8 protein-coding genes are annotated in these 8804 nt (G+C 61.2%); all 8 read left to right on the forward strand.

What is annotated here, in order from left to right:
- Positions 1-298: 298 nt before the first annotated feature.
- Positions 299-1576 (forward strand): urea ABC transporter substrate-binding protein, encoded by a 1278-nt coding sequence (gene urtA / locus ACMV18_RS14405; protein ID WP_420818411.1) that lies wholly within the window; start codon positions 299-301, stop codon positions 1574-1576.
- Positions 1577-1738: 162 nt separating this feature from the next.
- Positions 1739-3316, forward strand: coding sequence for an urea ABC transporter permease subunit UrtB (gene urtB, locus ACMV18_RS14410; RefSeq protein WP_420818417.1), 1578 nt, complete (start codon positions 1739-1741; stop codon positions 3314-3316).
- A gap of 10 nt (positions 3317-3326) precedes the next feature.
- Entirely contained in the window at positions 3327-4463 is a 1137-nt protein-coding gene (urtC, locus tag ACMV18_RS14415; protein ID WP_420818412.1) for an urea ABC transporter permease subunit UrtC, read from the forward strand.
- Complete coding sequence (urtD, locus tag ACMV18_RS14420) at positions 4460-5356, forward strand: urea ABC transporter ATP-binding protein UrtD (RefSeq protein ID WP_420818413.1); 897 nt, start codon at positions 4460-4462, stop codon at positions 5354-5356. The genes urtC and urtD overlap by 4 nt, the downstream gene beginning before the upstream one ends.
- An 11-nt stretch (positions 5357-5367) precedes the next feature.
- Positions 5368-6072, forward strand: a complete 705-nt coding sequence (gene urtE, locus ACMV18_RS14425; protein WP_420818414.1) for an urea ABC transporter ATP-binding subunit UrtE — start codon at positions 5368-5370, stop codon at positions 6070-6072.
- Positions 6073-6174: 102 nt separating this feature from the next.
- Entirely contained in the window at positions 6175-6528 is a 354-nt protein-coding gene (locus tag ACMV18_RS14430; protein ID WP_374259303.1) for an FKBP-type peptidyl-prolyl cis-trans isomerase, read from the forward strand.
- Positions 6529-6534: 6 nt separating this feature from the next.
- The gene (locus ACMV18_RS14435; RefSeq protein WP_374259304.1) at positions 6535-6966 is read left to right on the forward strand and encodes a DUF1841 family protein; all 432 of its coding nucleotides are present in this window, start codon (positions 6535-6537) and stop codon (positions 6964-6966) included.
- Between the two features lie 230 nt (positions 6967-7196).
- Positions 7197-8804 (forward strand): Ig-like domain-containing protein (locus ACMV18_RS14440; RefSeq protein WP_420818416.1); only part of this gene is annotated, 1608 nt, incomplete at its 3' end.

The following is an 8804-nucleotide window of genomic DNA, read 5'->3' on the forward strand; positions in this document are numbered from 1 at the left end:
AACCCATCATCGCGCGGGTGTAGTCCAGCACCAACTCATCGGGGTCTGACAGGCTCATGCAGCTCTGGATCAGGGACGACTCGAAACTCAGGGAAAGGGTCTGGCTGTTTTGGTGCAGCCGCGCTTGCTCGCTCATGCCGACAGTGTCGCACGGGGGCATCTGACGTCATGGCGGCACCTTCAAACGCCACCCATACGCCACTCGTACGCCACATGGCGTATTCCTCGCTTCGGCCCTGGTGGGCACACTGAATTCACTCTGATTCGTTCAACCCACCGTCTCCAAGGAGCGCTTCCCATGAACATCTCTCGCCGCAGTGCCACTGCCTCCCTGACCGCTGTCGCCCTGTGCGTGGCCGGCCTTGCTTTCAGTTCCATGGCCCAGGCCGCCGACACCATCAAGGTCGGCGTGCTGCACTCGCTGTCGGGCACCATGGCCATCTCCGAAACCGTGCTGAAGGACACCGTCCTGATGGCCATCGACGAGATCAACGCCAAGGGCGGCCTGCTGGGCAAGAAGCTCGAACCCGTGGTGGTGGACCCGGCCTCCAACTGGCCTCTGTTCGCCGAAAAGGCCAAGCAGTTGCTGACGCAAGACAAGGTGGCTGTGACCTTCGGCTGCTGGACCTCGGTCTCGCGCAAGTCGGTGCTGCCGGTCTACAAGGAAAACAACGGCCTGCTGTTCTACCCCGTTCAGTACGAGGGTGAAGAGCTGGAGAAGAACGTGTTCTACACCGGCGCCGCGCCCAACCAGCAGGCCATTCCCGCAGTGGAATACCTGATGAGCAAGGACGGCGGCTCGGCCAAGCGCTTCGTGCTGCTGGGCACCGACTACGTGTACCCCCGCACCACCAACAAGATCCTGCGCGCCTTCCTGAAGTCCAAGGGCGTGGCCGATGCCGACATCATGGAGGAGTACACCCCCTTCGGTCATGCCGACTACCAGACCATCATCGCCAAGATCAAGAAGTTTTCGTCTGAAGGCAAAAAGACCGCCGTGGTCTCCACCATCAACGGGGACTCCAACGTGCCGTTCTACAAGGAACTGGGCAACCAGGGCCTGAAGGCCAAGGACGTGCCGGTGGTCGCCTTCTCGGTGGGTGAAGAAGAGTTGCGCGGCGTGGACACCAAGCCCCTGGTCGGCCACCTGGCTGCCTGGAACTACTTCATGTCCATCAAGAACCCGACCAATGCAGACTTCATCAAGAAGTGGTCGGCTTACGCCAAGGCCAAGAACATCGCCGGTCACAAGGACAAACCCCTGACCAACGACCCGATGGAAGCCACTTACATCGGCATCAACATGTGGGCGCAGGCTGTGAAGAAGGCCGGTTCGACCGATGTGGACAAGGTGATCAAGGCCATGGCCGGTCAAACCTTCCCGGCACCTGGCGGCTTCATGTCCAAGATGGACGAGAAGAACCACCACCTGCACAAGCCCGTGTTCATCGGCGAAGTGAAGGCCGACGGTCAGTTCAAGGTGGTGTGGAAGACCCCAGGTCCCGTCAAGGCCCAACCTTGGAGCCCCTACATCCCCGGCAACGACAAGAAGAAGGACGAGCCGGAAGCCAAGTGATCCGGGTCCTGTGATTCTTGCGAGCGCCCGCCCTCGCCAATGGCGGGCATCAGTGGAAACAGAGCGGTTAGCCCCGTTGGCGGGTACCCAACGGGGCTCTTTTTCTTGACCGTTTCAACCATGCAGGACAAGCCTGTGACATTACATAACTGGTTATCAACGATGGGGGCGGCGGCGGTCTTGGCCGTGTCGGCAGTGGTGCCGAGCGCCCATGCTTTGACGGCCGAAGAGGCCTATGCCATCTCCGGCGGGGATAATGACGCCCGCATCGTGGCATTGCAGAAGCTGGCCCCCAAGGGTGACCCGGCTTTGACGCCTTTGCTGCAGGCGATGATGAACGACGCCGTGAAGGTGTCGGGTCAGAAGGTTTACATCATTCAAGACGATGGCTCGGCAGTGGATGCGGCCAGTGGCCAGGCAGTGGCCTTGCCCGCCGATGCCGAAGATGTCGTCAACAACAACCGCATGAGCAGCGAGATTGACGCGGCACTGGCGGCAGGTAAGCTGGCGTCCAAGGATGCGGCGGTGCGTACCGAGGCCATTGAGTCGCTGGCAGCGGCCGCAGACGAGTCCAAGCTGCCTGTGATCGACAAGGCACTGGCGGCAGAGCAGGACCCCGCCTTGCTGAAAAAGCTCAAGGCCGTGCGCAACAAGGCACTGCTGACGGCCGAAGACCCTGCCCGACGCATGGAGGCGGTGAAGGCTTTGGGCGATGACGCCAGCCCGGAATCGCGCGCGCTGCTGATGGAGCGTCTGCAGGATGGTGCCGAACCCGATGTGGCCGTGAAGGGCGCCCTGGTGGCCGCGCTGGACAAGGTCAATCGTCAACTGGCCTGGGGTGAATACGCTGGCGTTCTGTTCACGGGGGTGAGCCTGGGCTCGATCCTGCTGCTGGCGGCCTTGGGGCTGGCCATCACCTACGGCTTGATGGGTGTGATCAACATGGCTCACGGTGAGCTGATGATGATCGGCGCCTACGCCACGTTTGTGGTGCAGAACCTGTTCCGTCAATACTTGCCAGGTCTGTTTGACTGGTATTTGTTGCTGGCGGTGCCGATGTCCTTCCTGGCCGCCGGTCTGGTCGGGGCGGTGCTCGAGCGCACGGTGTTCCGCTTCTTGTACGGCCGTCCGCTGGAGACGCTGCTGGCATCGTGGGGCGTGAGCCTGGTGCTGATGCAGTTGGTGCGCACCGTGTTTGGTGCCCAGAACGTGCAGGTCGAGAACCCCAACTGGATGTCGGGTGGGCTGGATGTGCTGAGCAACCTGACCTTGCCTTACAACCGTCTGGCCATCATCGCCTTTGCCGCGGCCGTGCTGGTCGGCATGACCTTGCTGATTGCCAAGACACGCATGGGCCTGTTTGTGCGCAGCGTGACCCAGAACCGCCCGATGGCGTCGTGCATGGGGGTGAATACCGCCCGCGTGGACACGATGGCGTTTTCGCTGGGCGCAGGGATTGCCGGGCTGGCCGGCTGCGCCTTGTCCCAGGTCGGCAACGTGGGGCCTGATTTGGGCCAGAACTACATCGTGGACTCGTTCATGGTGGTGGTGCTGGGCGGTGTCGGCCAGATCGCTGGGACGGTGTATGCCGCGTTGGGTCTGGGCCTGATCAACAAGCTCCTGGAAGGTTGGGCGGGGGCCGTGTTGGCCAAGATCATGGTGCTGGTCATCGTGGTGGTCTTCATCCAGAAGCGCCCACAAGGTCTGTTCGCCATGAAGGGCCGCAGTGCCGAAGCCTGAGGACACAAACATGAGTGCAGTGATGACTTCTTCCATGCCGACTGGCGTGACGGTGCCCGGCAGTGCGCTGGGTGCCAAGGGCTGGACGGCCGTGATGGCCGCCGTGATCACGGTGGTGGTGCTGGCGCCCGTCTTGAACCTGGTGGTGCCGGTGGATTCGGCCTTCCATTTGTCTGACTACGCCCTGTCTCTGGTGGGCAAGATCATGTGCTACGCCATCTGTGCGCTGGCCATGGACCTGATCTGGGGCTACACCGGCATCTTGTCGCTGGGCCACGGCCTGTTCTTTGCGCTGGGGGGCTATGCCATGGGCATGTACCTGATGCGTCAGATCGGTCGTGACGGCAGCTACGGTGCGGACATCCCGGACTTCATGGTCTTTCTGGACTGGAAGACGGTGCCGTGGCACTGGACCTTGAGCGAATCCTTCCTGGGCCAGATGTTGCTGGTGGTGCTGGTGCCGGGCTTGCTGGCCTTCGTGTTCGGCTTCTTTGCCTTCCGCTCGCGCATCAAGGGGGTGTACTTCTCCATCATCACCCAGGCGATGACGTACGCGGCCATGCTGCTGTTCTTCCGCAATGAAACGGGCTTTGGGGGCAACAACGGCTTCACCGACTTCAAGCGCATCCTGGGCATCCAGCTGGCTCAGCCCTCGACCCGCATGGTGCTGTTCGTCATCACCGGGCTGACGCTGATTGGCTTTTTCCTGATGGCGCGCTGGTTGGTCAACACCAAGTTTGGCCGGGTGTTGCAAGCTATTCGCGACGCTGAAAACCGCGTCATGTTCTGCGGCTACAACCCCCTGGCTTACAAGCTGGCCATCTGGACGCTGTCTGCAGTGATGTGTGGCATTGCGGGCGCCTTGTATGTGCCTCAGGTGGGCATCATCAACCCGAGCGAAATGTCGGCCGCATCGTCGATCGAGATCGCCATCTGGGCAGCGGTGGGCGGGCGAGCCACGCTGATCGGGCCGATCATTGGCGCGTTCTTCGTCAACGGGGCCAAGTCGTGGTTCACCGTGGCCTTCCCCGAGTTCTGGTTGTACTTCCTGGGCGCGCTGTTCATTGCCGTGACCCTGTTCTTGCCGGATGGCATCGTCGGCGGCATCAAGAAGCTGTTCAACAAGAAAACCGAGGTGAAGGCATGACCCCCGAGTTGATGGAAGAGGGCTCCGCTGTTCGGGCCCGTGCAGAAAAAGCGGTTGACCACAGCGGTGAGTCGGGTGGGCGCGAGGCGGCCTACGGCCGTGTGCTGGAAGCCGGCAAACTGGACCTGACCCACGGGCGCATCCTGTATCTGGATGACATCGAGGTGAGCTTTGACGGGTTCAAGGCCTTGAACAAGCTGTCGCTGGACATCGCTGTGGGTGAAATGCGCTGCATCATCGGGCCCAACGGCGCAGGCAAGACCACGATGATGGATGTCATCACTGGCAAGACACGGCCCGACAGCGGCTCGGCGTTTTTTGGCTCGACCATTGACCTGCTGAGCCTGCGCGAGAACGAAATTGCCCAGATCGGCATTGGCCGCAAGTTTCAAAAACCCACGGTGTTCGAGCAACTGAGCGTGTTCGAGAACCTGGAGTTGGCGCTGAAGGCGGACCGTCGGGCCCGGTCGTCGGTGTTCTTCCGCTTGAGTGGCGAGCAGTTGGACCGCATCGGCGCCATGTTGCAGCTGATTCACTTGAAGGATCAGGCGCAGCGCACGGCGGGCTTGCTGTCGCACGGTCAAAAGCAATGGCTGGAAATTGGGATGTTGCTGATGCAGGACCCCAAGCTGCTGTTGCTGGACGAGCCGGTGGCGGGCATGACCGACGAAGAAACCGAGCGCACGGCGGAGCTGTTCCTGTCATTGGAAGGCGCGCATTCGCTGGTGGTGGTCGAGCACGACATGAAGTTCATCCACGAGCTGACCACGCAAGGTGCCAACGCCGCCAAGAAGAAGGTCACGGTGTTGCATGAGGGCTCGGTGCTGGCCGAGGGGACATTGGCTGAGGTGCAGTCCAACGACAAGGTCGTTGAGGTGTACCTGGGCCGCTAAGGAAGAACAAGATGCTGACTGTCGAAGCCGTGAATCAGTACTACGGGGGCTCGCACATCTTGCGCGGGCTGGATTTCGAGGCCAAGGTGGGCGAGGTCACCGTGGTGTTGGGCCGCAATGGCGTGGGCAAGACCACCTTGCTCAAGAGCCTGATGGGCCTGGTGCCCATCAAGTCGGGCGCGATCAAGCTCGATGGCCAGGCCATTGACAAGCTCAAGCCCTATGAGCGGGTGCGCCTGGGGGTGGGCTACGTTCCCCAGGGGCGTGAGATTTTCGGTCGCTTGACGGTGGCCGAGAACCTGCAGATGGGTTTGGCAAGCAAGCCGGGCAGCACGCCGGTGCCCGAGCAACTGTTTGAGCTGTTTCCGGTGCTCAAACAGATGATGCACCGCCGGGGCGGGGACTTGTCGGGCGGGCAGCAACAGCAATTGGCCATTGCGCGGGCCTTGGCTGCGGGCCCCAAACTGTTGATTCTGGATGAGCCGACTGAGGGGATTCAGCCCAGCATCATCAAGGACATTGGCCGTGCCATCCGCAAGTTGGCGGACGAAGGCCTGAACGGGCAGAAGATGGCTGTGGTGCTGGTTGAGCAGTTCTATGACTTTGCGGCCGAGTTGGCCGATCAGTATCTGGTGATGGAGCGCGGCGAGGTCATCCAGCGCGGTCGCGGTGAAAACATGGAAGCCGAAGGTGTCCGTCAATTGATGGCGATTTGACGGGTTCTGCGCGGGTTATGTCCTGCGCACGTGCGCGCCATGAGGTCAGAGGTTAGACTCTGGCCTCTTTTCATTTTTGAGTCGCTTTTGAAAGGACAAGCCATGGCTGTCGTGACCACCACCTCCGGACTGCAATACGAAGACGTTACCGTCGGTAGCGGCGCTGAAGCCAAGGCTGGCAACTTTGTGTCGGTGCACTACACCGGCTGGTTGTACGAAGGCGGCGTGCGCGGCGCCAAGTTCGATTCGAGCAAGGACCGTGGTCAGCCTTTCGAATTCCCTCTGGCTGCCGGTCACGTGATCCGCGGTTGGGACGAAGGCGTGCAAGGCATGAAGGTGGGCGGCACCCGCATTCTGGTCATTCCCCCTCAACTGGGCTACGGCGCCCGTGGCGCGGGCGGCGTGATTCCTCCCAACGCCACGCTGATGTTTGAAGTCGAACTGCTGGGCGTCTGATCCATCATGTTTGCACCCAGTCAGGAGCAGGTTCGCCGTTTCTTTTGTGAGGCTTGGGCCAAGCACCTGGCTGGCCAGCCACTGACGCCGCTGGAAGCGCAGGCAGTGGACTGGATGGTTCAGCATCCTGAATACCATCAGGATCTGGCTGACGCAGAGGCGGCTGTGGCCGCCATTTACACGGTGGAGGAGGGGCGAACGAACCCTTTCCTCCATTTGTCGATGCACCTCTCGATCACCGAGCAGGTCAGTATTGACCAGCCCCGCGGCATCAAGGCTGCGGTGGAGCGCTTGGCACACAAGCGCAACTCCTTGCACGACGCACATCACGAGGCCATGGAGGCCCTGGGCGAGATGGTGTGGGAGTCTCAACGGTCCGGTAAGCCCTTTGACGGGCAGTCGTACATCGACCGGATCATGATGCGCGCGACGCGTTAATCATCTCTTTGTTTGTGACACGCTTGGTATGCACTGTGAGGTGCAGGATCGTGCTCGTCCGTGCGCTTGACGCAAATTTGATCTGCGTAAAGTGGGCGTGGCGCGCTGAAACGTTGGGAAAGCTCAAAAAAGCGTGATCTATATCGCAAAGGACAAGCGTCTTTTAAAGATTAGGAGCAATTTGATCGATACACTGGGGTTGTTACAAATAGGTACAGTAAGGCCAAGCCATGCCCGTCCTCGTCAAATCTGCCGGATTCATCACAGCCATCTGGGGAGAAGCTTTCCGACGCTTGCCCGACGGTCGCATGGAGCAACTGAAAGTTGGCGACAAGGTCGAGGAGCACGAGGTCATCCTCACCACTCAGAACGGGATCGTGCAGATTTCGCCTGAGACAGGAGGCTTTGCTGCGGCGAAGGCCAAGCTGCTGGCCGGTGATATCGACAAGGCCATTGAAGGGCTGCAGTCTCAAGACGAAGATGCTGCCCCTGCGGCGGGTTTGACCGGTGGCGGCGGGAGTGCGCTCTCGGAAGGCTATCGCGTTGACCGCGTGGCGGAAGCTGTTGGAAGCGCTCAGCAGGAGTTCAATTTCGCTGGTACGTCGCGCTTGGACGATGTTGCGGCCACGCCAGCAGGTTTGATCCTGGCGCAGCCTGTGTCGGACACCACCGCACCCACGGTCAGCGTCAACGCGCCAGACAACACCAGTGACACCACGCCGACCATCAACGGGACCACGAACGCGCCAGTCGGCAGCACGGTCACCATTCAGATCGTCGATGCGGGCGGTGGCACACAAACATTGACGACGACGGTTCAACCGGGCGGCGTCTATTCTGTAACGCCCACCACGGATATTGCCGAGGGTCCTTACACCGTCAAGGCGAGCGTCACCAGCGCGACTGGCGTGCCGGGTGTGGCCATTGATGCGGGCACTGTGGACACGACCGCGCCGGGGATCACGGTCAATGCACCGGACAACACGGCCGATTTGACGCCCACAATTACCGGTGTCACCGATGCGCCTGCCGGTAGCACGGTGACGCTGACTGTGCGCGATGCCTTGGGGGCGACGCAGACACTGACTGCCGTGGTCCAGGCTGATGGCTCTTACAGCGCCACCCCGAGCACGCCGCTCGCAGAGGGCGCCTATTCGGTTGAAGCCAGCGTGTCGGATCTGGCAGGCAATGTGGGCCACGCCACCGATGCGGGTGGTGTCCAGATGGCGATTCCAACTGTCACTGTTACCGCGACAGACGTGACCGAGGATGCTGTGGCAGTGGGCACCTCTGTTGCGACGTTTGCTGGCGCGGATGCTGACGCAGGCGATACGTTGAGCTATGCACTGCTCAACAACGCGAACGGCTATTTCGCGATCTCAGGCAATCAGGTTGTCCTGACTGCAGCCGGCGTGGCGGCGGTCAATGATGATGCGCTCAACCTGACTAATCTGACTGTCACGGTTCAGGTGACCGATGCCATTGGTCACACTTCGAGCGGTTCGGACGTTGCAGATGTGGTGCGCGTCAATGATGCGCCAGTGTTGAGTTTGGCGACGCCTGTGCAATTGACCGAGGGCGGTGCTACTGCGGGTATCGTGGTGACGACGGCCAGCGCCGTCGATCCCGAGGGCGACAAGCTGACCTACAGCCTGACGGCGGGCAGCGATCCGAAGGGTTACTACAGCATCGACGCGGACACCGGTGTGGTGACGCTGACGCAAGCGGGTGCCGATCTGGTGAACGCCGGTGGCGACCTGCCGGCGGTGAACGTGACCGTGACCGACGGCCAGGCCTCGGACACCGAATCGGTGAACGTGCCCGCCACCGTGGACGTC

This window comes from Aquabacterium sp. (assembly GCF_048860245.1).
Taxonomy (GTDB): Bacteria; Pseudomonadota; Gammaproteobacteria; order Burkholderiales; family Burkholderiaceae_C; genus Aquabacterium.

Bases quoted from the DNA above. Each gene is read 5' to 3' on its own strand.
- urtD (WP_420818413.1), top strand. From the start codon at position 4,460: ATGACCCCCGAGTTGATGGAAGAGGGCTCCGCTGTTCGGGCCCGTGCA.
- ACMV18_RS14435 (WP_374259304.1), top strand. From the start codon at position 6,535: ATGTTTGCACCCAGTCAGGAGCAGGTTCGCCGTTTCTTTTGTGAGGCT.
- urtB (WP_420818417.1), top strand. From the start codon at position 1,739: ATGGGGGCGGCGGCGGTCTTGGCCGTGTCGGCAGTGGTGCCGAGCGCC.
- urtE (WP_420818414.1), top strand. From the start codon at position 5,368: ATGCTGACTGTCGAAGCCGTGAATCAGTACTACGGGGGCTCGCACATC.
- urtC (WP_420818412.1), top strand. From the start codon at position 3,327: ATGAGTGCAGTGATGACTTCTTCCATGCCGACTGGCGTGACGGTGCCC.
- ACMV18_RS14430 (WP_374259303.1), top strand. From the start codon at position 6,175: ATGGCTGTCGTGACCACCACCTCCGGACTGCAATACGAAGACGTTACC.
- urtA (WP_420818411.1), top strand. From the start codon at position 299: ATGAACATCTCTCGCCGCAGTGCCACTGCCTCCCTGACCGCTGTCGCC.